At 62.6% G+C, this 22657-nt stretch carries 23 protein-coding genes; 7 read left to right on the top strand and 16 right to left on the bottom strand.

The window, feature by feature from the left end:
* Positions 1–52: 52 nt before the first annotated feature.
* Positions 53–355: a type II toxin-antitoxin system TacA family antitoxin gene (locus DT068_RS13545; protein ID WP_119390381.1), complete on the bottom strand. Its 303-nt coding sequence runs from the start codon at positions 353–355 to the stop codon at positions 53–55.
* 301 nt (positions 356–656) lie between these two features.
* Between DT068_RS13545 and DT068_RS13540 the strand changes: the two genes are divergently transcribed.
* Entirely contained in the window at positions 657–3011 is a 2355-nt protein-coding gene (locus tag DT068_RS13540; protein WP_368904707.1) for a DEAD/DEAH box helicase, read from the top strand.
* 78 nt (positions 3012–3089) lie between these two features.
* Here DT068_RS13540 and DT068_RS13535 read toward each other — a convergent pair whose 3' ends face one another.
* Positions 3090–3596: a DUF1801 domain-containing protein gene (locus tag DT068_RS13535; RefSeq protein WP_119390379.1), complete on the bottom strand. Its 507-nt coding sequence runs from the start codon at positions 3594–3596 to the stop codon at positions 3090–3092.
* Between the two features lie 152 nt (positions 3597–3748).
* Here DT068_RS13535 and DT068_RS13530 point away from each other — a divergent pair, with 152 nt between their 5' ends.
* Positions 3749–4762, top strand: coding sequence for an SIS domain-containing protein (locus DT068_RS13530; RefSeq protein ID WP_119390378.1), 1014 nt, complete (start codon positions 3749–3751; stop codon positions 4760–4762).
* Positions 4763–4922: 160 nt separating this feature from the next.
* A complete protein-coding gene (locus DT068_RS13525) occupies positions 4923–5741 on the top strand; it encodes a PfkB family carbohydrate kinase (protein WP_368904706.1) in 819 nt (272 codons plus the stop codon).
* Positions 5742–5798: 57 nt separating this feature from the next.
* On the opposite strand, the gene DT068_RS13520 is transcribed toward DT068_RS13525, so the two are convergent.
* On the bottom strand, positions 5799–6809 hold the full coding sequence (locus tag DT068_RS13520) for a hypothetical protein (RefSeq protein WP_119390377.1): 1011 nt from the start codon (positions 6807–6809) through the stop codon (positions 5799–5801).
* A 203-nt stretch (positions 6810–7012) separates the two neighbouring features.
* Here DT068_RS13520 and DT068_RS13515 point away from each other — a divergent pair, with 203 nt between their 5' ends.
* Together DT068_RS13515 and DT068_RS13510 are read left to right on the top strand one after the other, a co-directional pair.
* Positions 7013–7930 (top strand): SMP-30/gluconolactonase/LRE family protein, encoded by a 918-nt coding sequence (locus tag DT068_RS13515; RefSeq protein WP_119390376.1) that lies wholly within the window; start codon positions 7013–7015, stop codon positions 7928–7930.
* Between the two features lie 9 nt (positions 7931–7939).
* Positions 7940–8149 (top strand): tautomerase family protein, encoded by a 210-nt coding sequence (locus tag DT068_RS13510; RefSeq protein ID WP_119390375.1) that lies wholly within the window; start codon positions 7940–7942, stop codon positions 8147–8149.
* 253 nt (positions 8150–8402) lie between these two features.
* Here the strand turns inward: DT068_RS13510 and DT068_RS13505 are convergent, their stop codons facing one another.
* The 12 genes from DT068_RS13505 to DT068_RS13450 all read right to left on the bottom strand — a co-directional run bounded on the left by DT068_RS13505 (position 8403) and on the right by DT068_RS13450 (position 19609).
* Positions 8403–9116 carry a glutamine amidotransferase gene (locus DT068_RS13505; protein WP_119390374.1) on the bottom strand — a complete coding sequence of 238 codons (714 nt, stop codon included), beginning with the start codon at positions 9114–9116 and terminating at the stop codon, positions 8403–8405.
* A gap of 100 nt (positions 9117–9216) precedes the next feature.
* Positions 9217–10020: an SDR family NAD(P)-dependent oxidoreductase gene (locus DT068_RS13500; RefSeq protein WP_119390373.1), complete on the bottom strand. Its 804-nt coding sequence runs from the start codon at positions 10018–10020 to the stop codon at positions 9217–9219.
* A 73-nt stretch (positions 10021–10093) separates the two neighbouring features.
* Positions 10094–10309: a formate dehydrogenase subunit delta gene (locus DT068_RS13495; protein WP_119390372.1), complete on the bottom strand. Its 216-nt coding sequence runs from the start codon at positions 10307–10309 to the stop codon at positions 10094–10096.
* Between the two features lie 67 nt (positions 10310–10376).
* The gene (gene fdhD, locus DT068_RS13490) at positions 10377–11180 is read right to left on the bottom strand and encodes a formate dehydrogenase accessory sulfurtransferase FdhD (protein ID WP_119390371.1); all 804 of its coding nucleotides are present in this window, start codon (positions 11178–11180) and stop codon (positions 10377–10379) included.
* 4 nt (positions 11181–11184) lie between these two features.
* Positions 11185–14070, bottom strand: a complete 2886-nt coding sequence (fdhF, locus tag DT068_RS13485) for a formate dehydrogenase subunit alpha (protein ID WP_119390370.1) — start codon at positions 14068–14070, stop codon at positions 11185–11187.
* Between the two features lie 11 nt (positions 14071–14081).
* Complete coding sequence (locus DT068_RS13480; RefSeq protein ID WP_119390369.1) at positions 14082–15635, bottom strand: formate dehydrogenase beta subunit; 1554 nt, start codon at positions 15633–15635, stop codon at positions 14082–14084.
* Positions 15632–16123, bottom strand: coding sequence for a formate dehydrogenase subunit gamma (locus DT068_RS13475; RefSeq protein WP_119390368.1), 492 nt, complete (start codon positions 16121–16123; stop codon positions 15632–15634). Before DT068_RS13475 ends, DT068_RS13480 begins: the two co-directional genes overlap by 4 nt.
* A gap of 109 nt (positions 16124–16232) precedes the next feature.
* Positions 16233–17162: a LysR family transcriptional regulator gene (locus DT068_RS13470; RefSeq protein ID WP_119390367.1), complete on the bottom strand. Its 930-nt coding sequence runs from the start codon at positions 17160–17162 to the stop codon at positions 16233–16235.
* Between the two features lie 310 nt (positions 17163–17472).
* Positions 17473–17952 (bottom strand): hypothetical protein, encoded by a 480-nt coding sequence (locus tag DT068_RS13465; RefSeq protein ID WP_119390366.1) that lies wholly within the window; start codon positions 17950–17952, stop codon positions 17473–17475.
* Between the two features lie 58 nt (positions 17953–18010).
* Entirely contained in the window at positions 18011–18340 is a 330-nt protein-coding gene (locus DT068_RS13460; RefSeq protein WP_119390365.1) for a helix-turn-helix transcriptional regulator, read from the bottom strand.
* Positions 18341–18458: 118 nt separating this feature from the next.
* Positions 18459–18905, bottom strand: a complete 447-nt coding sequence (locus tag DT068_RS13455; protein WP_119390364.1) for a hypothetical protein — start codon at positions 18903–18905, stop codon at positions 18459–18461.
* Between the two features lie 173 nt (positions 18906–19078).
* Positions 19079–19609 carry a L,D-transpeptidase gene (locus DT068_RS13450; protein ID WP_119390635.1) on the bottom strand — a complete coding sequence of 177 codons (531 nt, stop codon included), beginning with the start codon at positions 19607–19609 and terminating at the stop codon, positions 19079–19081.
* A gap of 565 nt (positions 19610–20174) precedes the next feature.
* Between DT068_RS13450 and DT068_RS13445 the strand changes: the two genes are divergently transcribed.
* On the top strand, positions 20175–21248 hold the full coding sequence (locus DT068_RS13445) for a hypothetical protein (protein WP_119390363.1): 1074 nt from the start codon (positions 20175–20177) through the stop codon (positions 21246–21248).
* Positions 21249–21262: 14 nt separating this feature from the next.
* On the top strand, positions 21263–22051 hold the full coding sequence (locus DT068_RS13440) for a hypothetical protein (RefSeq protein WP_162914185.1): 789 nt from the start codon (positions 21263–21265) through the stop codon (positions 22049–22051).
* 101 nt (positions 22052–22152) lie between these two features.
* Here DT068_RS13440 and DT068_RS13435 read toward each other — a convergent pair whose 3' ends face one another.
* A complete protein-coding gene (locus DT068_RS13435; protein WP_119390361.1) occupies positions 22153–22626 on the bottom strand; it encodes a GNAT family N-acetyltransferase in 474 nt (157 codons plus the stop codon).
* Positions 22627–22657: the final 31 nt, after the last annotated feature.

Raw genomic sequence — 22657 nt, 5'->3', positions numbered from 1 at the left:
CGGAAAGATCATGGGCGGCCGTCAGGGGCTCGGGGCCGGAGATCGGCAAGTTTCAACCTTTGGCTTTTGAACCAGATGTCTCCCATGGAGCCCTGCGCCGAAGGAGGTCAACCATTTCCGCAACCGGCTTGGCCGGACCGGAGAGCGCGGTGAGGAAAGCCTTGAAACCGGCGGAACTCATTCGAATGGGCGACGTCTCCATCAACACATCCTCGGCCGCTCGTACTGCTGCCTCGCGCACAAAGTCGGTGCGCGAACGGCCGCGCAAGGAAGCCGCGCGGTCGATAATGGCAATGTCTGTTTCGGGCAGCCTCATCGAAAGAGGGTGTTCCTTACGTTTGACGGCGCGAGCCATGGCAAGTCTCCTGTTAGAGACGGTATGTAGACGAGTGTAGCGCGTTTTGCAATACGATGGGCGCTCCGGGGACCGCTCCGCCGGACGCGCATCGTGAGAATCTGTTGAAATCGGCTCGTTTGAGTCTACCGGCATGCCCCGCGCGTGGCAAAATCGAGCCGTCAAATCAAGCGAGTGGGGACAAGTGAGACTCGAACGCAAGTCGGTGGCGGCCCAAACCAGGCCGATCAGGAGCAGAGAGGCTAAGCTCTCTCGCAGTCACTCGCCTTCCGGTCTTTCTCCCGCGGAATGGCAGCGCGGCTTGCGCCGCCAGTTCGGTCGAGAACAGAGCTTCGGCATGGAGAATCTCGGCGATGAGCCCTTCTTCTCGGAGTTCCGCATCAGCAATCCCGCGTCGAAGTCCAGCTATCGCGTGGCGATCCGCGGAAAGGGACCGGGCGGGAACTTCTGCTCATGCCCCGATTACGCCACCAGCGAGCTCGGCACCTGCAAGCATATCGAGTTCACCCTCGCCCGGCTGGAGAAGAAAAGAGGTGCAAAGAAAGCGTTCGCGCGCGGCTATCAGCCGATGTTTTCCGAATTGTATCTGCGCAATGACGGTCGGCGCAGCATACATTTTCGTGCCGGGACCGATTGTCCGCCGGCTTTGCGCAAGGCCGCCGGAGAGTTGTTCGACGCCGGGAGGAATGGCCTGCTGCCGCCTGAGCGCTTCGTTGCGCTGGATCGCTTCATGGCCCTCGCTTCCAGAAGCGGGCATGAGTTGCGGGCCTATGACGACGCTCTCGATTTCATCGCCGGTTGCCGCGATGCGGAAAACCGGGCACTCGCGCTGGACAGGATTTTCCCACGTGGCGTCGATGATCCGGGACTGACCAAGCTGCTCAAGGTGCCGCTCTTTCCATATCAGGCCGAAGGTGTGCTGTTTGCGGTGCGCGCCGGACGGGCCTTGATCGGCGACGATATGGGCCTCGGCAAGACCGTTCAGGCGATCGCGGCGATGGAGATATTGGCACGGCATTTCGGCATCTCGAAGGTCCTGGTCGTCTGTCCGACATCGCTCAAATATCAGTGGCACAATGAGATCACGCGGTTCTCCGGGCGGGATACGGAGACCATTCGCGTCCTTTCCGGCGGGCGGGCGCAAAGGCAAAAGGACTATGCTCTGGAGCACTTCTGCAAGATCACCAACTACGAGAAGCTCGACACGGATCTCGATCTGATCGCCGCGTGGGCCCCCGAGCTGGTGATCGTCGATGAAGCGCAGCGGGTGAAGAACTGGAATACGATCGCGGCGCGCGCCCTGAAGCGGATCGACAGTCCCTTCGCGGTGGTGCTCACCGGCACGCCGTTGGAAAACAAGCTGGAGGAGCTCATCTCGATTGTCCAGTTTGTCGATCAATACCGGCTGGGACCGACCTGGAAGCTCTTGCATGAGCATCAGGTGAAGGACGAAGCCGGCCGCGTCACCGGCTATACCGGGCTTGAGAAGATCGGGCGGACGCTGGCCCCCGTCATGATCCGCCGGCGCAAGGCCGAGGTGCTGCGGCAATTGCCGGGCCGGATCGACCAGAATCTCCTGGTGCCGATGACCGAGGCGCAAATGCGCTATCATCGTGAAAATGCCGATGAGGTCGCAAAGATCGTGCAGCGCTGGCGCCGGACCCGCTATCTGTCGGAGCGTGACCAGCGGCGCATGACCTGCGCCCTGCAGAACATGCGCATGTCCTGCAACAGCACGTATCTGCTCGACCAGGAAACCGACCATGGCGTCAAGGCCGACGAGCTGGCGGCGCTTCTTGATGGCCTGTTGGCAGGACCGCAAGCCAAGGTGGTGGTGTTTTCACAATGGACCAGGACCCACGAGATCATCGCTCGCCGCCTGAATGCGCGCGGTCTTGGCCATGTGAGCTTCCATGGCGGCGTGCCTTCCGATAAGCGCCCCGCACTGGTCGAGCGATTCCGCGACGATCCGGCCTGCCGCGTATTCCTGTCCACCGATGCCGGCAGCACCGGACTCAACCTGCAGCACGCATCGACCCTCGTCAATTTCGATCTGCCGTGGAATCCGGCGATCCTCGAGCAGCGTATCGGGCGCATCCATCGCATGGGCCAGACGCGGCCGGTGCAGATCGTCAATCTCGTGGCCAAGGGAACCATCGAGGAAGGCATGCTTTCGGTGCTGGCATTCAAGCGCTCCCTGTCGGCGGGGATTCTCGACGGCGGCAGCGGGGAAATCTCGCTCGGCGGCTCGCGCCTCACCCGGTTCATGAAGGAAGTGGAGAATGTCACCGGACGAATGGGGCAAGGCGAGACGGTGGCGCCGACCGAGGAAATGACCAATGGCATCACGATGCCTGCGGATGAGGCAAGCAAAGATGCCGAACCCGCGATGGCCGCGACAATCGCGCCCGCTGGTGCCGCCGAAGCGTCGTCGCGTGACGGTGATGCCGATCCATGGCTCGCCGTGGCGCGGCTTGGCGTTCAGCTCATCGATCTCCTGACGATGCCCGCCGCTTCAGGCGCTCAGGCACAGTTGCGAATCGAGCAGGATCCCGCCACCGGGGCCAGGAGTCTCAAGATCCCGCTTCCTCCACCGGAAACGGTGCGCCGGCTTGCCGATGCGCTGTCCGTTCTGGCGGATCGTCTGCGCGGCTAGCGCATCGCTTCACACCGTCTTGAAGATCACTCTTCCGGGACGAGGACCTTGCAGCAAAGCTCTGCAAGGTCATGGCCGTCACATCTTTTCGCCGGGCAATCGGCTGGCCTGCTTAACCCAGCTGGCGAACTGGGCTTCATCGAGATCGGCGTCCTCGCGAATGTTCAGATAGCGGACCTCCTTCTGCCTGGAGGGGTCCGGAGGGACGGGGCGCAGCGACGCGCCGCGGAAAAAGGCCACCTTGATATATTTGTCGAAGCAATGGACGCCAAGGAACCAGATGTCGTCCTCCATGCCGTAAAGCGGCGAGTTCCATTTGACCGCCTTGCGCACATTGGGGACAGTGCGGGTGATGAGCGCGTCGAGATGGCGCCAGACGCCGCTCTTCCAGCCCGGCATGGCCGCGATATAGGCCTGGACGGGCGCGTCGCCATAGGCCTTGGCGATCTGCGGGTTGCCGCCTGAGAGGAGGACCGGCTCCCCGGACTTCGGTTTTGCCAGCGGCTTCCTCGGTTTGACCGCTGTCTTCTTGGCAGCGGCTTTCTTTGCGACCTTCTTCGGCTTTTTGGACGTCTTGCCGGGCATTTCGTTGCCCCCCTTATGTCACTTGATTCCGACGGAAGGCTTCGTGTAGCACATCGGGGCCGACCAGGGAGCCCCGCTGGCTGCAACCGTTTGAAACAGAACCGCTTTCATTAAATCCGGGCGGTCCCAACGTAAGATTGCCGAGAGATCCCATGCTGAATTTCGACGCCGAGCGTTTCCTCAAGATCGAGACCGGAGCCGTTGCGCTCGCAGCCGAAATCGACGCGGCCGCGGCGCGCTACGTGGCGGAAGGCATCGACAGCGTGTTCTTCCTCGGCACCGGCGGGGCCGCCATCCTCATGTATCCGGCCGCCTCCTTCCTCGCCAGCCATTCGCGCCTGAAAGTCTTCACCGAACGATCGGCCGAGCTCGTGCTCACCGATCACCGCTCGCTCGGCCCCCGCTCGCTGGTCGTGATCCCGTCGCTTTCGGGCACCACCAGGGAAAGCATCGCGGCGCTCGATTTCTGCCGCGCCCGCGGGGCGCGCATCCTCACCCTTGTCGGCCATGCCGACACGCCGCTCGGCAGACAGGCCGACCGCGCCTTCGTCAATTTCGCCGAGGACGATACGTCGTCGGAATCCTTCTATATCCAGGGCCTGCTGCTGGCTCTGTCCCTGCTGCAGCATCGCGGCGAAGCCAATCTCCACAAGGTGCTGGCGCCCGCCTTCGCGCGGCTGCCGCAGGCGCTGCTCGCGGCGAAGTCAGGCTTCGAGGCGCGCGCCGGGGCGCTTGCCGCAAAATTCAAGGACGAGCCCTATCACATCATCACCGGCGCCGGCTCCGCCTGGCCGCAGGCCTTCTATTACGGCATGTGCATCCTGGAAGAGATGCAGTGGATCCGCACTCGCCCGGTGCATGCCTCCGATTTCTTCCACGGCACGCTCGAGCTGGTCGAGAAAGGTGTCAGCGTCGTCCTGTTCAAGAGTGAGGACGAGTACCGGCCCGTGGGCGAGCGCGTCGAGCAATTCGCCCGGCAATATACGGACAAGCTCACCGTCATCGATCCGCGCGAAGCCAGCCTGCCCGATATCCCGCCGGCGCTGCGGGCGCTGCTGTCGCCGGTCATCCTCGCCACCCAGCTCGAGCGCCTCTCCGCGCATATCGAGCAATTGCGCAATCATCCGCTGACCACCCGGCGCTATTACAAGCGCGTCGCCTATTGAAAGGCAGTGTTCTGAGGCGATCACTTACCCAGCTCGTCATGGCCGCCCTTGAGGCGGCCATCCAGTCCCTCCATACAACAGCCAGATGGCGTCAAGTCTGGATGGCCGGGTCGAGGCCCGGCCATGACGAATGGGGGAGACCGCGCGGCGCGAATTCATCATGCCTCGGCAACGCCGCATGATCGCCCGCATCGCGACTGTCGGCGACAATTGCATCGACCGCTACCTGCCGCCGATCGACCGCGCTCTGGTCGGCGGCAATGCGGTCAATGTGGCGGTCAATCTGGCCCGCGCCGGACATGAGACCGCTTATTTCGGCGCCGTCGGCGATGACCCGGAGGGGCGACGAACCCGAGAGGTCCTCGCGTCGCAGAGCGTCGATGTGACCTCGCTCAGGACGATCGCCGGCGGACGCACCTCGCACACGGTCATCGCCACCGGCGCTGACGGCGACCGTCACTTCGTGTCGGAGGATTTCGGCGTCTGCCGCGGCTACCGTCCCGATGAAAGAGACATGATCCGGCTCATGAAGATGCGCCATGTCCATATAGGCTGGCTCGATGATGCGGGCATCACCAAGCGGGCGCTCGTGCAGGCAGGGGTGAGCGTCTCGCAGGACCTTTCGGTCAATGCCGAGCCTCGGAACATCACGCCCGACGCTCTCACCATCGCTTTCATCTCTTCCGACGGCAGCGAAGCCGAAGCGCGCGCCTTTGCCGAGCGAACACTTGCAGGCGGTGCAAAGCTTGCCGTCATCATGCGCGGCCCGCTTGGATCGCTCGCCACCTCAGGTGGTGAATTCTTCCGCGGCGCGGCGCTGCCGGTTGCGGTCACGGACACGACCGGCGCCGGCGACAGCTTCATTGCCGGATTCCTGTCGGCGCATCTCGCGGGCAGGCCCGTCGCGGAATGCTTGGTGGAGGGACATGCCGCGGCCGCCGAGACCTGCCGGATATTCGGCGGCTTCGCGCAGGATTGATTCAACCGCAGGATCGCGAGACGCGAAGGCGTGAACAGTTGATACGGCCGTCACCGATCAATTCTGCGCAGGCGGCGGGGCGGGCTGGCGCGCCAGATAGGCAGCCTGGGCGTTGAGCAAGGCGATCTGCGCATTGATTGCCTGTGTCTGCGCCTGCGCCAATTGCGTGTCGCGGCCGATATTCTCGAGCTTGACCTTGAACAGCTCAGCCGGAATGCTAACGATCGCCTTGGCGACATCGATCGGTATCGAAAGGCAGCCCAGGACTTCGCTCGGCTTGTCGACGCGGATCTTCGTCAGGACGCCGTTCGTGAATGCCAGCTCGTTGGTCTTCTTGATGCAGGGCCCCCTTCTCACATCATAGGTTCCAATCAGGCGGGGATTCGGCACCAGAACGACAAAGCGGGCGAGGACCTCACTTTCCTTGCTCTGACCCGAAATCGTCAGCATCACCGGGGTCAGAATTCTGAAACACACACTGGCATCGCAACTGGCCGTGACCTGCCGCTCGTATTCTTCGTCGTAGCGTGGCAGTTTCGCGCCCGACAAATCCGTGATGGCGAACTTGAAACCGGTGATTTCTTCCAGCCGGTGCAATTCGCCGCGTGGATTGAACGGGTCGATGACCGTCGTGACCGAGAACTGCCTCGGCGCTGCCAGCCTGACCACGCCGACCTTCGCTACGTTGGTAACGAGCTCGATGATCTTCTTGACGATCTCCACGCTCTGGTCTTCGTTGATGGCATTCACAGTGGACAGCAAGCCATCAGCCGTCGTTGTCACGGTCTGGTCGTCATGCGCGAAGGCGCTGTTTCTCAGGGTAAGCGAGAATTTCGTATTCGGATCGGGCAGAATTTTCTGCGTCGGCTCGGTGATGACTACGTTGTTGCTTGCGTCCGTCTTGATCGACACCGGCAGATATCCCCGCGGGAGAGAATAGATTATCCCGAAATAGGGCAATTCCTCGCCATCCAACGACACCGATTGCAACGGCCGGCCGGTACAGGCTCCCAGGCAGACCATCGATACAAGCAGCAACAGGCCCTTGCGCCACTTTGCCAAACTCATGATGCTCACCCTTCCCCATCCAGGCTTAGGGCGGGATTTGAGGAGCACGGCGATATGCCGTCATGTCCCATTTGGGGTGGATTCTGTTCTTTTTCGAGCTATCCAGCGTGACAGAGCGGGTGATTCTTGCCAGATTGAGCGTTATCCCTCCCGACTTTCCCGTTTTTTCCCTCCGGGCAATCAGAACTTCAAAAGGTGGAAAGATGGCTACTTCCGACTATTACGAGGTCCTCGACACACGCTTTGCGCGCCTGTTCAACAGCAATGCGCATGTCGACAAGCTCCATACCGGCTGCCGCTGGGCCGAGGGGCCGGTCTATTTCCCGGCCGGGCGCTTCCTCGTCTGGTCCGATATCCCGAACGACCGCATGCTGCGCTATGACGAGACCGATGGTTCGGTCTCGGTTTTCCGCCAGCCTGCCGGCAACAGCAACGGCAACACCACCGACCGCAAGGGCCGGCTCATCACCTGCGAGCATGGCGGGCGGCGCGTCAGCCGTACCGAGCATGACGGCTCGGTCACCACGCTCGCCGACAAATGGAAGGGCAAGCGCCTCAATTCACCCAATGACGTGGTGGTGAAATCGGACGGCTCGATCTGGTTCACCGATCCCGCCTATGGCATCGACAGCGACTATGAGGGCAACAAGGCCGAAAGCGAGATCGGCGCCTGTCATGTCTATCGCATCGATCCGAAGAAGGGAGAGATCGAGGCGGTGATCACCGACATGGTGCGCCCCAACGGCATCGCTTTCTCGCCGGACGAGAAGCTGCTCTATGTCGTCGATACCGGGCGCACCCACGGCGCGCAGAATCCGGCCCATATGCGGGTGTTCAAGGTCAGCGACAAGAACAAGGTCTCGGGCGGTGAAGTGTTCGCCGATTGCACAGCCGGTCTGTTCGACGGCTTCCGGCTCGACACCGATGGGCGCATCTGGACCAGTGCCGCCGACGGCATCCATTGCTACGACCCGGACGGCACGCTGATCGGCAAGGTCAAGGTGCCGGAAGTGGTGGCCAACTGCGCCTGGGGCGGGAACAAGCGCAATGTCCTCTATATCTGCGGGACGACGTCGCTCTATGCGGTGCGCCTGATGGTCAATGGAGTCAAGCTCTGCTGAGGTGCGGCCATGCCTTTCGTCAATATCCGCATCGTCAAGGAGGTCATCGCCGCCGATCCGAAGGGCAAGAAAGCCCGGATCAGCCAGGCGGTGACTGACGCGATCACCAGGGAGACCGGACTCACGAAGAATGATGTCTGGGTCGTCTTCGAGGAGGTTCTCGCCCGCGACTGGTATGTGGGCGAAACCGATGTCGAGACGCTGCGAAGCAAGGGCTGACCGGCCGCGTCAGGAACTGGATGGCCGGGTCGGGCCTGGCCACGAAGAAAAAACGGGGAGGCCACAGGCGCTCCCCGTTCCAGAATTTCCGCCGGGTACGCAATACCCTATCCCGGCCGCGGCCCCGCTCAAATTCACCCTCGAGAGCCTTGCCGAGGATGATGGCGCAGCGAAGTTTCCAAATAGCTAAAAATTGAACTTTTTCAGATAGTTAATAGATGGTGAAGAGCCTGTCCTATAACCTGGGGGCAAGTCAAGCCATGGCTTGCTTGGCGGGCGAGGGTTTCAGCCAGTGATCAAGGAAACCCGTGAGCCATTGGCGCACCGGCGCGTCATATTGAATCTGACCTGAGAGATGCTCGGCGCCATGCTGTGCGCCTTTGAGCGCGAAACGATGGGCGCCCCTGACAGACCAGCGATGCATCATGAGGCGCGTGACCTCGGGATGGAATTGCAAGCCATAGGCCACATCATCATAGCGGAAGGCCTGGTTGGCGAAGGTCTCACCCTGGGCGAGGAGCTCGCAGCCCTGTGTCAGAGTGAAGCCCTCGCGATGCCAGTGATAGACAGTGGCGGGCCAGGGCCCAAGCTTGCGGCCCTCATCAGTGGGGACGAGCGGATAGTAGCCGATCTCGACCAGGCCCTCATCATGCGGGCCAACCTTGCCGCCGAGATGGCGTGCCAGCATCTGGGCGCCGAGGCAGATGCCGAGAAAGGGCTTTTTCTCCTTGAGCGGGACGGCGATCCAGTCGGTCTCATCGCGGATGAAGGCGTCGCAGTCATTGGCGCTCATCGGACCGCCGAAGATCGCGGCGCCCTCATGCTCGGCCAGTGTCTCGGGCAGGCTGTCGCCCAGACAGGGCCGGCGGATGTCGAGCAGGTAGCCCCGCTCCTCCAGCATGTGCCCGACGCGGCCGGGCGAGGAGGTCTCGGAATGAAGGATGATCAGGATCTTGCCGGAAGCCATGATTCGCAAGGGTGACACAAAATTCCGGCAAGCGTCGAGAGGAGGCCCGCCGATGGCTGGCATGCGCAAAATTGGCGGAATTTTATCCGCGGCCGTCGCGTCAGCGCGCTTTCGCCATGCCCATGGCGCGCTTGAGGACCGGCAGGATCACCCGGCGCGGCGCGCCCCTCAGCGCATAGGCGGCCAGCTTGTTCATGGTGCCCGGCACGACCACGCGCTCACCTGCCTTGAAGCCGGCCCAGCCCGCCTGGGCGACAGCCATGGCGGTCTTGGGCACCACACGGCTCAAGGAGCGTGCCTGCTTCATGCCGGCGCGGCGCTGGAAGCCGGTCTCGACCGGGCCGGGGCTCAAATTGGTCAGCGTCACGCCCGAGCCCTTGGTCTCCTCATAGAGCGCGTCGGTGAAGGAAAGGACATAGGCCTTGGTGGCGAAATAGACCGCCATATTGGGGCCGGGCATGAAGCCTGCGGTCGAGGCGACATTGATGATGCCGCCCGACCCCTTGGCGATCATGCCGGGAAGGAAGCGCAAGGTGAGATCGGTCAGTGCACGGACATTCAGGTCGATCATCTGCAGCTGGTCGGCGCGCGACAGCTCGGCCGCCTTGCCGATGAGGCCGAAACCGGCATTGTTGATGAGGATGTCGGGGACGAGCTTGCGGGCTTCCAGCTCATTGGCGAGCTCGTCGCAGGCGCCGGGCTTGCCGAGGTCGAGCACGATGATCGACACCGGCACCGCATAGCGGGCAATGACCACGCCGCGCACCCGGTGCAATTCGGCCTCGGTGCGCGCCACCAGGATCAAAGGATGGCCTTCGGCCGCCGCCACATGGGCAAAGGCCTCGCCGATGCCGCCCGAGGCGCCGGTGATCAGGACCGTCGGAAAAGGAGATTGTTCGCCCATCGCCGGAACTGTCTAACCGGCAATTGAGGCGGAGAAAAGATGGCCTGGAGGCCGATTCCGAAGGGGTTTCGTCTCAGCCCAGACCGAGTTGCCTGCCGGCAGCGAGAGCCACAGGGTTCAGGGCTGTCTTGTCCCTGGCGATGATCTCGGCCAGTTGCTTGCGCATGCGCGGATCCCAGAAGGATTTGATATGATTGGCGGTTTCCTTGATCGCCTGCTCCTCGGGATAGGCCCCGAAAGCCTTGGCGATCTGGTTCGCCATGCGCTGGATCTCTTTGTGATCGCTCATATTCAATCCTGTTCATTTACTCGTCGCATCGGCTTTTCCGAAAAGTCTGCAACTTTTCGGGCCGATGCTAGTGAAAGCATACAATGCCGTCGGGCGAGCGGCTGGCGAGAGTCATGCCCGCCCCTTGCGCCAGATGGAGGGCAAGACCGGTCGGCGCCGAGATGGTGACCAGATGGGCAATTCCCATTTGCGCGCATTTCTGCACCAGCTCGAAACTGCAGCGGCTGGTCATGGCGACGAAGCCTGAATTGCGATCGAGGCCCTGGCGCGTCACCGCGCCGAGCAATTTGTCGAGCGCATTGTGGCGGCCGATATCCTCGCGCACCAGCCTGATCTCGCCTTGGGGCGTCACCCAGGCGGCGGCATGGACGGAATGATTGACGCGATTCATCGGCTGAAGGACCGGCAGGCCGGCGAAGGCTCTCTGGACCGAAACAGGATCGAGCGCGAAGGCTTGCTTGACGGGCGCCGTCGGCTTGACGACATCGGCAATGTCCTCGACACCGCACAGGCCGCAACCGGTGCGGCCTTCGAGTGCCCGGGCGGTGCGGGGCTTCAGAGCCTTCTCATCGACCGCGATATCGACGCAGAAGCCGTTCTCGACGCTCAGCGCCACGACATTGCGGATGGAGGCCGCGTCGGTGACGAAGCCTTCCGACAGCGAGAAGCCGACGGCGAAATCCTCCAGATCGGCAGGAGTCGCCATCATCACCGCGGTCGAGACCGAATTGTGCATGATCGCCACCGGCACTTCCTCCGGCAATTGCCAGACGAGGCCCGTATTCGAGCCATCGGCGCGGTACAGCCGCCCCTCGGCCGGGCGCGATGTCGCGCGCTCGGCATCGCGGGGAAGATCGGGCCGCACGGTCATCAGCCTACTCGGCCGCGACCAGCGGCTTGATGGCGACGCGCTTGTGCTCGGTCTCGCGCTGCTCCCATTCCGTCCGCCAGTCGGAGGGCTGGTTGGACGGAGTCACTTGCACCGCGGTCACCTTGTATTCCGGGCAATTGGTGGCCCAGTCGGAATATTCGGTGGTGATCACATTGGCGCCGGTGACCGGATGGTGGAAGGTGGTGTAGACGACACCTTGCGGCATGCGGTCGGCGATGACGGCGCGCAAGGTGATGGCGCCGATGCGGCTCGTGAGAGACACCATCGAGCCCTCCCTTATGCCGCGCACTTCGGCATCATGCGGGTGGATCTCGAGCACGTCCTCGGGATGCCAGGCGACATTGGCGGTGCGCCGCGTCTGGGCGCCGACATTGTACTGGCTCAGAATCCGGCCCGTCGTCAGGATCAGCGGGAAGGAGCGGTTGGTGCGCTCATCGGTGGCTACGAATTCGGTGAGCATGAAGCGGCCCTTGCCACGCACGAACTTCCCGACATGCATGGTCGGCGTTCCCTCGGGGGCTGCGTCATTGCACGGCCATTGCACCGAGCCCAGGCGATCGAGCTTCTCGAAGCTGACGCCGGCGAAGGTCGGCGTCACCTTGGCGATCTCGTCCATAATTTCGGCGCCCGATGAATAGCTCATCGGATAGCCCATGGCGGTCGCGATCCGGGCCACGACTTCCCATTCCTGCATGCCCTGCTTCGGCGCCATCACCGGGCGCACGCGGTTGATGCGGCGCTCGGCATTGGTGAAGGTGCCGTCCTTCTCGAGGAAGGAGGTGCCGGGCAGGAAGACATGGGCGAAGGCCGCCGTCTCATTGAGGAAGAGATCCTGCACGACGAGGCATTCGAGCGACTCAAGCGCGGAGTTGACATGCTTGGTGTTGGGATCGGATTGCGCGATGTCCTCACCCTGCACAAAGAGGCCCCTGAACGAGCCGTCAATGGCGGCCGAGAACATGTTGGGGATGCGCAGGCCCGGCTCCGGATCGAGCGCGGTGCTCCACACCTTCTCGAAGAGGTCGCGCACCGTGTTGTCGGAAATATGACGGTAGCCGGTGAATTCATGCGGGAACGAACCCATGTCGCAGGAGCCCTGGACATTGTTCTGGCCGCGCAGCGGGTTAACGCCGACACCTTCACGGCCGATATTGCCGGTCGCCATGGCCAGATTGGCCATGCCCATCACCATGGTCGAGCCCTGGCTGTGCTCGGTGACGCCCAGTCCGTAATAGATGGCGCCATTGCCGGCCGTCGCATAAAGCCGCGCCGCGGCGCGGACATCCTCCGCCTTGACGCCGGTGATGGCCTCCAGCGCCTCGGGCGAGTTCTTCGGATCGGCAATGAATTTTTCCCAGCGGGCAAAATCATCCGGCTCGCAACGCTCGGCCACATAGTCGCGCTTCACCAGGCCTTCCGTCACCACGACATGGGCCAATGCATTGACGACGGCGACATTGGTGCCTGGCTGCAGGGGCAGATGATACTCGGCCTCGATATGCGGCGAACGCACGATATCGGTGCGGCGCGGATCGACGACGATGAGCCTGGCGCCTTCGCGCAGGCGCTTCTTCATGCGTGAGGCGAAGACCGGATGGCCATCGGTCGGGTTGGCGCCGATGATCATGATCACATCGGCCTTGTCGACCGACTTGAAATCCTGGGTGCCGGCGGAGGTGCCGAAGGTCTTGCTCAGGCCATAGCCCGTGGGCGAATGGCAGACGCGGGCGCAGGTATCGACATTGTTGTTGTGGAAGGCGGCGCGGACCATCTTCTGCACCACATAGACTTCCTCATTGGTGCAGCGCGAGGAGGTGATGGCGCCGACCGAACCCACGCCATGCCTGGTCTGGATCTCCTTGAAGCGCCTGGCGGTGAAATCGATCGCCTCGTCCCATGACACTTCGCGCCACGGATCGGTGATCTTGTCGCGCACCATGGGCTTCATCATGCGGTCGTTGTGGGTGGCATAGCCCCAGGCGAAGCGGCCCTTCACGCAGGAATGGCCCTCATTGGCGCCGCCATCCTTGTAGGGCATCATGCGCACGACCTCATCGCCCTTCATCTCGGCCTTGAAGGAGCAGCCGACGCCGCAATAGGCGCAGGTCGTCACCACCGAATGATCGGGCTGACCCTTGGCGATGATCGACTTCTCGGTCAGCGTCGCCGTCGGGCAGGCCTGCACGCAGGCGCCACAAGAGACGCATTCGGAGGCGAGGAAATCCTCGTCCATGCCGGCCGAGACATGGGACGCGAAGCCGCGCCCGTCGATGGTGAGCGCGAAAGTGCCCTGCACCTCTTCGCAGGCGCGCACGCAGCGCGAGCAGACGATGCATTTGGCCGGATCGAAAGTGAAATAGGGGTTGCTCTCGTCCTTGGGCTTGTAGCGGAAATTCTCCGAGCCGTTGCTCCTGGCGAAGACGTGGTTGTCGCCCTCATAGCCATAACGCACCTCGCGCAAGCCCACCGCTCCCGCCATGTCCTGCAATTCGCAGTCGCCATTGGCGGCGCAGGTGAGACAGTCGAGCGGATGGTCTGAGATATAGAGCTCCATCACGCCGCGGCGGAGATCGGCCAGGTGGTCGGTCTGGGTCTTGACTTTGATGCCGGGAGCAACCGGCGTGGTGCAGGAGGCGGGCGTGCCCTTGCGGCCTTCGATCTCGACCAGGCACAGCCGGCAGGAGCCGAAGCTCTTCATCGAATCGGTGGCGCAGAGCTTCGGGATCTTGGTGCCAAGCTCCATCGCGGCGCGCATGATCGAGGTGCCTTCCGGCACGGTGACCTGATGGCCGTCGATCTCGAGCGTCACCATCCTGGTGCTGTCGGACTTCGGCGTGCCGTAATCGATTTCCTTGATGAGCGTATCCATGTCGCGCTCTCCTATTCAGCGGCCCGGGCCACGGGAGGCCGGTCGAAATCTTCGGGAAAATGCTTGACGGCGCTTTGCACCGGCATGGGCGTCAACCCGCCCATGGCGCAGAGCGAACCGTCGACCATGGTCTGGCAGAGGTCGTCGAGCACGATCAGGTTCTTGTCGCGCTCGATGCCGGCAATGATGCGGTCGATCACCTCGACGCCGCGCACCGCACCGATGCGGCAGGGCGTGCACTTGCCGCAGGATTCGATGGCGCAGAACTCCATGGCGAAGCGCGCCTGCCGAGCCATATCGACCGTGTCGTCGAACACCACGATGCCGCCATGGCCCACCATCGCGCCATTGGCGGCGAAGGTCTCGTAATCCATCGGCATGTCGAATTGCGATACGGGTACGTAAGAGCCGAGCGGCCCACCCACCTGGATGGCGCGTGCGGGCCGGCCCGAATGCGTGCCGCCGCCGAATTCCTCGACCAGCTGGCGCAAAGTGATGCCGAAAGCCTTCTCGACGAGACCGCCCTGCCTGATATTGCCGGCGAGCTGGAAGGGCAGCGTGCCGCGCGAGCGGCCCATGCCGTAATTCTTGTAGAATTCCGCGCCCTTGGCCAGGATATCCGGCACTGCGGCGAAGCTCAGCACGTTGTTGATGACGGTCGGCTTGCCGAACAGGCCTTCGAGCGCCGGGATCGGCGGCTTGGGGCGCACCATGCCGCGCTTGCCTTCGAGGCTTTCGAGCATGGATGTCTCTTCGCCGCAGATATAGGCGCCGGCGCCGGTGCGCACGACCAGCGAGAAATTCTTTCCCGAGCCCTGGATGTTGTCGCCAAGGAAGCGTGCCGCCACCGCCTTGGTGATCGCCTGCTTCATCTTGGCGATGGCATGGGGATATTCGGAGCGGATGTAGATGAGGCCCTTTGTGGCGCCCGTCGCGATGCCGGCAATCGTCATGCCTTCGATGAGCGTCAGCGGATCGCCTTCCATCAGCATGCGGTCGGCGAATGTGCCGCTGTCGCCCTCATCGGCATTGCAGCAGACATATTTCTGGTCGGCCCTGGCGTCGAGAACGGTCTTCCATTTGATGCCGGTCGGGAAGCCGGCACCGCCACGGCCGCGCAGGCCGGAGTCGGTCACGTCCTTGACGATCTCGGCGCCCGATTTCGCGAGCGCTGTTTTGAGGCCGGCATAGCCGCCATGGGCGATGTAGTCCTCGATCGACAGCGGGTCGATAACGCCGCAGCGCGCGAAAGTGAGACGTTCCTGCTTCTTAAGATAGTCGATTTCTTCAGTCGGCCCGTGGCCAAGACGGTGCTTGCCACCTTTGAGGAAGTCGGCGTCGAAGAGGGAAGCCACATCCTTTGCGGCAACCGGTCCATAGGCGATGCGGCCCTTCGGTGTTTCGACCTCGACCAGCGGCTCGAGATAAAGAAGTCCGCGCGAGCCGTTGCGGATGATCTCGATTTTCAGTTTGCGCTTGTCGGCTTCGCTCCTGATGGCGGCGGCGACCTTGTCGGCGCCCATCGAAAGAGCTGCAGCATCGCCGGGGATGAAGACCTTCGTCATTGCGTGGCCTCGCTCAAGGTCTCGGCCATGATCTCGTCGAAGCGGCTGGCATCGACACGGCCATGCAGCTCGCCATCAACCATCATGGCCGGCGACAGCGCGCAATTGCCGAGGCAGTAGACGGCTTCGAGCGTCACCTGGCCGTCGGCACTGGTCTCGCCGAAGCCCAGTTTGAGGCTCGCCTTGGCGTGGCTGCACAACGCCTCGCTCTGCATCGACTGGCAGGATTCGGCCCGGCAGATCTTCACCACATGTCGGCCGGCCGGAACGCTCCGGAAGTCGTGATAGAAGGTGACGACGCCATGCACTTCGGCGCGGGAGAGGTTAATCGCCTTGGCGATGACCGGAATGACGGCTTCCGGCACGCAGCCCAGCTGTTCCTGCACCTCATGCAGGATCTCGATCAGTTCGTCGGGGCGGTTGCCATGGCGGCTGCACACGTCACGGGCACGTTCGCCGTCCGGTGATGCTTCAGGCTTCGTCAACATCGAGCCAAACCTTCCTGGCCGGATGACCGGCGCCGGGTACAAATAATATAGTCATTTCATGCCGGAACAGCCAGCCGGCAGCAAATCGGTAGTTCCGATGGATTGATTGCTAGTCCCGATGAGGAGGGGGCGATTTGCGCAAAGCGGCGGGATCGAAGCCAAGGGCGACCTGCTGCAGCGCGGCGACGATGGGCGCCAGCGGCTCGCGGTCGACCACCAGGAGGCCCACGGCATGCTCGACATCGGGGTGGGTCAGGGGAATGGCGGAGATGCCGGTGATCGGGCCCAGCGCATCGAGGAAATATTCCGGCATGATGCTGGCGAGGCCGGTGAAGCGCACATTCGACCAGAGATTGGCGATGGAGTTGGTCTCGAGGCGCGGCTGCGGCTGGCAGTTGGCGGAACGGAAGGCGCGGTCGATGATCCGCCGGTTCTGCATATTAGGAGTCAGGAGGCACAAAGGTTCCTGCGCCGCCTCGTGCCAGGAGACGCTCTCTCTTTGGGCGAGCGGATGAGTCGAAGCGACGAACAGGCAATAGCGCTCGCGATAGAGGGGCGAGGCGACAAGCCCGTCGATCGGCTCATTGTCGAGATAGGCGATGCCGACATCGAGGGAGAAGTCATTGAGGCCACGCAGGATTTCGGCGGTCGAATGCGAATAGACGGTGAAGTCGACGCCAGGATGCTGGGCCTGCATGGTCTGGGTGAGGAGGGGCGCCATCGGCAAAGCGGAGGGTACGGCGCCGATCACCAGCCGGCCGGTCAGCTGCTCCTTGCGACCCTTGATGGAGGCCAGCTCCTGCTGCATCGCCTGCCAGTTGTCGAGGATGGTGTGAGCCCATTTGAGCACCCTCTCGCCTTCCGGGGTGAGGCCATGGAAACGCTGGCCGCGCTCGACGATCGGCACGCCCAGTTCCTGCTCGAGCTGGCGGATGCGCCCGGACAGCGTCGGCTGCGAAATGTTGCAGGCCTGGGCGGCGCGGGTGAAGTGCTTTTCCCGCGCGAGAGCGGATAGATAGGAAAGCTGGCGGATGTCCATCAGCCCCGATAGCAGATGAGGTGCCCTCTGATGAAGGGGAGGCAAGCGTCAGGGCAGGAAAAGTGGATATCGGATTGCCGTCCAATAATGGGCGATATGCTATAGATTATGGAGCGGCATGGACCGGTTTATGATGAATTATATTCACGTTACAAACTGTCACACTCTGGTGTAGAATTGGTATGGGGACGGTGACATTGCCCCCGGATCCGAACCCCGCGAAAGCCCTTGCCGTAAGGTGAGGGCTTTCATGTTTTGAAGCCCAGGTGATGTGAGCTCACGCCGGGATGCGCCCCAGCGTGAGGCAGGCTCACGGGCCCCCGGCAAACCGACCGAGTTGGGGCAAGAGGCCCCGTTCCATCAACAGCCAGGCGCCGGCAGCCAGGCCGGCGGCGAGCAGCGCCAGCGGAATGGCGATCGGCCAGCGCGGCCGTGGCGCATGGATGATCAGCGGCGCCCAGGGCGCGGTGCCGGGTGCGGGCGGCGAAGGCGGCCTGCCGACCGGGGCTGCCATCCTCCCGGGCTCTTCGACAGGCTCGTCCGGCAGGACAGTGATGCCGATCGCTATGCGCGAGAGTTCGTCGCGGGTGTCGTATTCGAAGCCGGTCACGGTGACCGCGTAGCGAATGCCCTGCTCAAGCGAATGCGCAACCCAGCGCCAGCCAGGGGCGACATAGCCGATCAGATGGTCCTGGTGATAGGCAGCGACGGTGAGCGGATCATAGCGCGTAGGCGCAAGGTCCAGCTCGACGGGATCGCCGACCCTGACACGACGTGCGACATAATCCAAACGAGCCCCAGACCCCAACCCGACGATGACGCACGGATGGGACTGCGGCTCGTTCATTTCAGCGCCGTCCGGACTTCCCCTGCTTTCCAGCCTTGCCGGCAATCTTCTTGACGATGCTCGGTGCCAGCTTGGACTTGAACTTGCGTTCAACCGCGGTGAACTGGAATGGCTCGCGCCCCAGCCACAGCAGCAAAGAGAGCAGATGTTCGACGGCAACCGGCGTCGATCGCTCGAGCCGGAAGATGACCGTGTGATCGCAGCCGACTTCACTGGCAAGATCACGTATGGTCAGCTTCTTTGAAAGCCGTGCCGACTTGAGTTCACCGGCAACGGCAGCCCAAGCAAATGTAACGGGTGACCCGACGCGGGCACCTTTGATTTTGTTCACTGGTTTCTTCTTTCGAGAGCTCAGCATTATCCCACCCAGCCGACCCCCGGTCAGATACTTGCAGAAAGCATCACCGGATTCAAATGTTTTGGATATTTCTCATAACCAAAGAAAGATTTCACTTAAAAGTTACAAATTTGACGGGAACGGTAAATTCGAGTTCCGCAGGGTCAATCGGCGGAATAAGGGTGGGCAGCGCGTAACAATATTGCGTGCGGGCCCCCGGCGGCATCGGCTGATCGTCGAGGAGGCGAGATAACCTCCCGATTTCATTGCTATATCCGCGCCGCTTGACGGCGATGTCGAAACGGACAGAAAGCACTTCCCAGTCACTGCCATTGCTGGTCCTGGTTAGGACCGGGGTCACTGCGGCGCAGGTGACAGGGTCGAAAGTTGCTGCAATGGTCACTTTCTCCTCCTCCGCCAGCGTGCGGGTATTGTCCATCCACTCATAGATGGCCCAGCCCCCCAGAATCACGGCCGCCGCGAGCAGGATGTAGCCGGCCGCACGCGGGAAGAAGATGAGCGGAACCAGGAATACGATCGCGGCGATCAGCCAAGCCATCAGCCCTCATCCCGTGTTTTTTGCGTCATGTCGGGACTATAGGACAGCTCGGGCGCATCATCACTAGACCACGGGCGCAGGCCCCTGTCCCAATCATCAGACAATATCCATCAAGCTTGGCGATGGAGCGGATGGGCAGAGGGCTCGATCATCGCCGCCGCTGCGCGCCCCGCTCAGTCGAACAGGTCGGCGAAAGGATTGCGCCGCTTCGACCATTTGGGCTTGCGCGGCAAGGCGCTGGCGAAATCGTCGGAGAAGCCGAAGTCAAAGCCGCCCCTCACCACGACGCGGGTGTTCTTCATGCCCGTCTTCTGAACCAGGCTGAACAGCTTGGCGGCATTGGCAGGCGCCAGGCGCACACAGCCATGCGAGGCACGGGTGCCGAGCCGCTTGGTGTAAGGGCTGCCATGGATCGCATGGCCTTCCATGGTGAAGAAGATGGAATGCGGCATCGGCGCGTCGTCCCATTCCTTGGAGAAGTGATCGCGCTCCATCCGGAAGGGCCGGAAGCTTCCGCTCGGCGTCGAGTAGCCGGAGGCGCCGGTCGAGACCAGCCAGGTGTAAGTCTTCTCGCCATCGACCGAGACCGTCATCTTCTGGCTCGACTTGTTGATGACGATCAAAAGGTTCTTCGCGGTAAGGGCATTGCCGGCGCTCGCTGCACAGATGATCATGGCAACGGCGGCGATGAGCCTCAGGCGCATGGACTTCTCCCTCTTGCCGGCCATCCCCTTGGCCGGGCTACGGGTCTCATCTTAAACATTTGCAAGCTTTCGTCCATGACCTCTCGATCACGGGAAGGTTACGGGTCCGGGAACACGGTCTTACACGCGCTTTACGCATGCCGAACCCTTCGCAGGACCAGAAATCGCCCGCCCCTGAAGATCAAAGAGCCACCCAAAGTGAGCATGGCGGATTGCCAGATCATTGGAGCGGCCGAGAGCCGGCTTGCCTGCTATGATGGGCCGGCGCCCATGCCGGCAAAAGGCGGCCAGGCGATCCTTTCAGACCCGTTTTGCCGCGCTCCTGCAACAGGACCCGCCCTTCCGAAACCGGCAAAGACGGGTCCCGACACGTGAACCAAAGTGAGAGTATCGGCATAACGCCCGGTCAGGCGGCGGGTTCCCGTGCCGTAAAAAGTCACGCCGGGCCGCCGGATTCCCGCGCCTTTACCTTGACCCTACAAAGTTTCTATTGCCGTCACAGGCATTTAGCGCTTTGATCATCGTGCGGCCGGATTCCCGGGTCCGGCACCGAGGGGAGGGAGACATGGCCCTGCTGCAGGCAAGGGGACGCACGGCCGATCCGCGCGAGGAGCTCGCCAAGTGGATGGGCGCGCGCCAGAAACATCATTCCGAATATGTCAAGCTGCTGAACGAGCGCAAGAACGAGATCGCCACGCTCGACATGGATCATGGTCCGCGCTCGGAGGCTTATTCGGCCGCCTTGCGCGATTTCGAGCGCCACGACCAGCAGTTCGACCGCCTGCAGGCGGTGGTGCGCCGGCCGATCAACAATATCGGCATGGCGTCCTGGGTGTTCTGGCTTCTGGCGCTCGGCCTCGCCATCCTCGAAGCGCCCGTCAACAAGTTCCTGTTCGACTATGCGATCCAGGGCTCGAACCTCACCTCCTATGTCGTTTCGACGGCCTTCGCCATCCTGCTGCTGCTGCTGGCGCATCTGTGCGGGCGCTGCATCCGCCAGGTGTGGTCGGAATATCGCCGCCGCGTGGTGTGGTCCAATCTCATCATCGCCCTTCTATCGGTCGTGGCGCTGGCGATCCTGATCTCGATCCTCACCATCGGGCGGGCGCGTTACTCGGCCGGTGCGGCCGACCCCGGCATCGGCGGGCTGTTCAGCGATATCGGCGGGCAAGTCAGCCAGCATGGCTTCCTGGCGAGCCTGTTCGCCGCCTTCGGCGATGTGAGCGCGCTCATATTGTTCACCGTCAATTTCGGCGGCGCGCTCATTGCCATGCTGCTTGGCTTCTTCAGCCACGATCCCGACAAGGATTTCGATCATTCGGAGATCGCGCTCAGGAAGGCGACGAAGCGGTTGAGCAAGATCCAGGGCAAATACACGCAGTCGCGCGGCAAGGCGATCCGCAAATTCACGCCCGACCTCGCGGGCGCCAGCCGCAATTTCGCCGATGCCAACAACAAGATCATCGAGATGAAGACGCTGCTCGGCTATCCGCTCGACGAGTGGGATCAGTTCGTGCTCGACAGCCTCGACACGCTGGCCGACGAGGCGGAAAGCAACGACGTGGCCTCGCAGCTCGCGGGCTCGCGCCTGCCGCCCAGCGAGGTGACGAAGGGCGTCAATATCCGGCCGCTCAGATGACGAAGTGAAAGGCCGTGCGTTTGCATATCCGTCTATCCGCTTTGCTCTTCCTGTTCCTCGGCGTCTTCACCTTCGCTCCGGCACAGGCGCAGAGCATCGACTGGCAACGTTATTGTTCGGCCGAAGGCAAGAACATCCTGCTCTTTCTCGATGTGACGACGCCCTATGACGCGCAGGACAAAACCACGCTCGTCGACGGGCTGCAGCGCATCGTCGGAGATATCAAAGGCGGCGACCGCATCATCATCCGCACCATCGGCGACAGCGCTACGCATTCGGAACGGCTGGTCGACAGATGCATGCCCTATTGTCCGCCCAAGGGCTTCTGGGAGGATCTGCTGTCGGACTGCACCGGCGGGCTGATCCTCAACCACAAGCGCGTTCTCATCGCCGAGATCCGCGACAAGACGCGGGCGCGTCTGGACAATTTCACCGAGCTCGAATTCTCCGACATCGTGACGACCCTGGCGCTGGTGTCGCGCGAGGAGCTGGCGGCGCCCAAGGAAGCGGAAGTGTTCCTGTTCACCGACCTGATCGAGAACTCGCCTTTCATGCCGGGCGGCGAGTTTCTCATGCTGCCCAATGCCGACCTGCTCAAGCGCGTCAACGACAACCGGCTGCTGCCGCAATTGCGCGGCGCCAAAGTGCATGTCTTCGGCGTCGGTCGCGGCGGCACGGCGGAGCGCGCGCCCCTGCCGATCGAGAGGCTGAACAAGATCCTCGCCTTCTGGACCAGCCTGCTCGAGGACGGTGGCGCGGCGAATGTCGACATCAACCAGAATCTGGCAGTCCAGGGCAATTGAGGAACTACGCCCGGCGAAACCCAGGTGACCGCTTATCAACTGGCCGATGCGGACAGATCACTTCAGCGCAGGCCGTTTGGCGTTGCTCATGGAGTGCGGACTCATCCCGTGGACAGCATCAATTCGAGAACGGCACCGCAGGCGCGCGAAGGCGTGCGGCCGGTGAGGACAAAGCCACTGCGCAGATAGGCCTGCATCGCCGCGTCATTGCCGGGAGCGACTTCGAGCTCGAGCCATTCGGCGTCTTGCTCCCTGGTCCATGCGACGACGGAGGCGGTCAGTTGGGCCGCCACGCCCAGCCGGCGTGCCTCAGGCGCCACCCACATGCTGATCAGGCGCGCGACCGCCGGGCTTGATGGCTCCCGATAGCCGGCTGCGATTCCAAGCGCGCGTTCATCGTCGGCGAAGGCGGCGAAGAACACGCCGTTCGCCGGCCAGAGGCGCCAATCCGTCTCTGTATAACCGGCTTCGCGCTCATAGCTGCTGCCGAAGGCCTGCGGGCTGTCCGTGAGCGCGGCGAGGCGCAAGCGGCGCTTCAGTTCCCAGTCGGATGGGGCGAGGGACCTTATCTTCATGAACCGATGGTAGAAGGCGCGAAGCCCGCTT

Source organism: Taklimakanibacter lacteus, from assembly GCA_003576695.1.
Lineage (GTDB): Bacteria > Pseudomonadota > Alphaproteobacteria > Rhizobiales > Aestuariivirgaceae > Taklimakanibacter > Taklimakanibacter lacteus.
This window is presented reverse-complemented; position numbering and strand designations above follow the sequence as displayed.

Coding starts and splice junctions, on each gene's coding strand:
- DT068_RS13545 (WP_119390381.1), bottom strand. CDS start 355: ATGGCTCGCGCCGTCAAACGTAAGGAACACCCTCTTTCGATGAGGCTG.
- DT068_RS13535 (WP_119390379.1), bottom strand. CDS start 3,596: ATGCCCGGCAAGACGTCCAAAAAGCCGAAGAAGGTCGCAAAGAAAGCC.
- DT068_RS13530 (WP_119390378.1), top strand. CDS start 3,749: ATGCTGAATTTCGACGCCGAGCGTTTCCTCAAGATCGAGACCGGAGCC.
- DT068_RS13525 (WP_368904706.1), top strand. CDS start 4,923: ATGCCTCGGCAACGCCGCATGATCGCCCGCATCGCGACTGTCGGCGAC.
- DT068_RS13520 (WP_119390377.1), bottom strand. CDS start 6,809: ATGAGTTTGGCAAAGTGGCGCAAGGGCCTGTTGCTGCTTGTATCGATG.
- DT068_RS13515 (WP_119390376.1), top strand. CDS start 7,013: ATGGCTACTTCCGACTATTACGAGGTCCTCGACACACGCTTTGCGCGC.
- DT068_RS13510 (WP_119390375.1), top strand. CDS start 7,940: ATGCCTTTCGTCAATATCCGCATCGTCAAGGAGGTCATCGCCGCCGAT.
- DT068_RS13505 (WP_119390374.1), bottom strand. CDS start 9,116: ATGGCTTCCGGCAAGATCCTGATCATCCTTCATTCCGAGACCTCCTCG.
- DT068_RS13500 (WP_119390373.1), bottom strand. CDS start 10,020: ATGGGCGAACAATCTCCTTTTCCGACGGTCCTGATCACCGGCGCCTCG.
- DT068_RS13495 (WP_119390372.1), bottom strand. CDS start 10,309: ATGAGCGATCACAAAGAGATCCAGCGCATGGCGAACCAGATCGCCAAG.
- fdhD (WP_119390371.1), bottom strand. CDS start 11,180: ATGACCGTGCGGCCCGATCTTCCCCGCGATGCCGAGCGCGCGACATCG.
- fdhF (WP_119390370.1), bottom strand. CDS start 14,070: ATGGATACGCTCATCAAGGAAATCGATTACGGCACGCCGAAGTCCGAC.
- DT068_RS13480 (WP_119390369.1), bottom strand. CDS start 15,635: ATGACGAAGGTCTTCATCCCCGGCGATGCTGCAGCTCTTTCGATGGGC.
- DT068_RS13475 (WP_119390368.1), bottom strand. CDS start 16,123: ATGTTGACGAAGCCTGAAGCATCACCGGACGGCGAACGTGCCCGTGAC.
- DT068_RS13470 (WP_119390367.1), bottom strand. CDS start 17,162: ATGGACATCCGCCAGCTTTCCTATCTATCCGCTCTCGCGCGGGAAAAG.
- DT068_RS13455 (WP_119390364.1), bottom strand. CDS start 18,905: ATGGCTTGGCTGATCGCCGCGATCGTATTCCTGGTTCCGCTCATCTTC.
- DT068_RS13450 (WP_119390635.1), bottom strand. CDS start 19,609: ATGCGCCTGAGGCTCATCGCCGCCGTTGCCATGATCATCTGTGCAGCG.
- DT068_RS13445 (WP_119390363.1), top strand. CDS start 20,175: ATGGCCCTGCTGCAGGCAAGGGGACGCACGGCCGATCCGCGCGAGGAG.
- DT068_RS13435 (WP_119390361.1), bottom strand. CDS start 22,626: ATGAAGATAAGGTCCCTCGCCCCATCCGACTGGGAACTGAAGCGCCGC.